2 protein-coding genes are annotated in these 2344 nt (G+C 69.5%); both read right to left on the bottom strand.

Translation table 11 applies throughout. The features are described from left to right. The coding region (locus tag ACLEQD_RS41545; protein WP_410391438.1) for a hypothetical protein at positions 1-246 on the bottom strand (246 nt) is incomplete at its 3' end. 136 nt (positions 247-382) lie between these two features. Further along, the gene (locus tag ACLEQD_RS41540) at positions 383-2110 is read right to left on the bottom strand and encodes a hypothetical protein (protein WP_410391437.1); all 1728 of its coding nucleotides are present in this window, start codon (positions 2108-2110) and stop codon (positions 383-385) included. Between the last annotated feature and the right edge of the window lie 234 nt (positions 2111-2344).

The following is a 2344-nucleotide window of genomic DNA, read 5'->3' as shown; positions in this document are numbered from 1 at the left end:
CCGCAGCAGCGCGCGGACGCGCAGGGCCTCGACCTGGAGGGCGGGCTCGTCGCCGAGCGGAACGTCGAAGAGCGACTGGGGCGACACGCCGACGTCGAGCGTCCCGTCGATGAGCGCCTGGATCCGGGCCCAGCGCGGATCCACGGCGGCGTCCGGGGCCGTGGGAGCGCCGCCGGGGACGACTGCCCCTTCCGTCCCCGCGTCCGGCGCCAGCGCCCAGGAGGTGGAGGCGAGCAGGACGAGCATGGCCGAGAGGGCGCGCCATGGCTGAATCAACGACCTCATGGCCCGCCACACTGACATGGGGTCCAGGGGACGGCAACGAAGGCGGGCGCCCGGGCACGGCGGGGGCTGGACGTGCCCGGAGCGCGTCACGCGCCGGTCATCGCCAGACGCGCACCCAGTCAATCGACAGGACGTGGTTGGCGAGCGCCGCGTCCGTCGTCTTCCCGGCGCCGCGCAGGGCGTCGGCCTGTCCGTCCGTCACCAGCATGCTCAAGATGAGGTCGCCCGGCCTGGACCCGGAGAAGTCGCCTGTCGACACGGCGGGCCCGCCATCGACGGTGACGGAGTAACCCGAGCCGGTCCAGGTCCCACGGACCACGTGGTACTCGTCCCACCACGCCTCGTTCGAGGCATCCGACTTGCCCTCCCAGAGCTTGCTCCGGGTGGGGTAGTTGGTGAACGCATTATGGTCAACCGCACCGAAGGGGTGCGAGGCATTGCGGCGCCAGCCGTCACCCATGCTCTCGAACACGTCGAACTCGTGATCGCCGGGCTCGTCGTAATAGGACTGGTACCACACGGAGCTCTGCGAGTTGCCCGGGCGCTGGAACCTGACCCGGGCTTCGATGTGTCCGTACACGAACGGGAGGGACGTGCCCAGGTGGCCGCTCATGAACTTCGTCGTGCCGTCCACCTGCTCGGTCTTGATCCCCAGGCGCAGGACGTTGGTCGCGCCCGCGTCGCTCCCCAGCTCCACGGCGCTCCAGTCGCCGCGGTTCTGCGTCCGAGGATTGTTCGTCCCGCCAGGGAGCTGATAGGTGCCCTGCCGGATGGCCCATCGGCTGTTCATCAGGTCGGCCTTGGTGGCGTAGCTGAAGTCGTCGAACATCAGCATCTTCCGCACGACGATCGCCTTCAGCTCCTGGTTCGGCGGCGCGTCGCCGTCCTGGCCGTAGCCGACCTGCAGGTGCGTCGCGGTGCCGTAGGTGTGCTTCGCGCTGAACACGCGGTACTGGGTGACCGCCGTGGGCGACACGGTGAAGCCGAAGACGCCGCTGGCGTTCGTGGTCGTCGACCCGACGAAGGCGCCGTCCTTCTCGTAGAGGTTCACCTGCCGTCCCGCGACCGCGGGGATGATGGTCCCGGTGATCACCCCCTCACCCGTGACAGGGGAGGTGTAGATGGGTGAGCCCCACGTCTCGTTCCCGGCGGGGCCCGAGATGCTGCTCGGGATGTCCGAGGTGACCGTGAGCGCGCCCGTCGTCGTGTTGGCGTAGAGGTAGTTGCCGTTCTGCTGGTTGGCGCTGAAGAACCTGAAGCGCGTGGTGCCGCTGACCGACGTCACGAAGCTGAACCGTCCGTTGCCGTCCGTGTGCGTGCCGGCCTTCCAGGTCCCACCGGATCCGTCAGCGGCCACGCCGTCGAGGAGGCTGACCGTCCGCCCGGCGGCCGCGGGCCAGACACGGCCTGACAGCGTGACCACCCCGACGATGTCGGTCCGCCCCGGAGCGCTGACCTCCGAGAAGCTGCTCGCCACCGTCACCACGTCGGGCGGTGACACCACGAACGGCGCCGTGGCCTCGGCCGCATAGGTGTCTTTGCCGTTGAGCTGCTTGGCGCTGAAGAACTTGAACCGCGTCGCGGAGTAGACGCTGGTCACGAACGAGAACCGACCGTTCGCGTCCGTGTTGGCCGTGGTGAGCCAGCTCCCGCCGGACCCGTCGGGCGCGACGCCGGTGTACAGGCTCACGGCACGGCCAGCCGTCGCCCGCCAGATTCGACCGGACAGGACGACCTGGTTGTTCAGGTCAGCCTTGGCCGGGAGGCTGAGCTCCGAGTACGTGCTGGCGTACGTCGCCGCCTGCGCGGGCGTGACCCCGGCCACGAGCCCGACGACTGTCGCCAAGGCGACGAAAAGCGCTCTGGATTTCATGTTTCCCCTCAACAATGCCGCATGACGGGGGACACCGCCGCGGCCCGGCAGGAATAGCAGGGATGGCAGTGAAATCACGAAAAGTCATTCTAGACCAGCGGGGGTGATGGACCGGCCCCGGCCGCGGGTCGGCCGCGGTCACCGAGGCGAGGCGTGCCCCGGCGCGGCGCCTGGCGGGGACGCCGC

Origin of the sequence: Corallococcus sp. 4LFB (assembly GCF_046520365.1) — a bacterium.
GTDB classification, from domain to species: domain Bacteria; phylum Myxococcota; class Myxococcia; order Myxococcales; family Myxococcaceae; genus Corallococcus; species Corallococcus caeni.
Note: the sequence above shows the minus strand (reverse complement) of the source record. Positions and strands in the feature narration are given on the sequence as shown.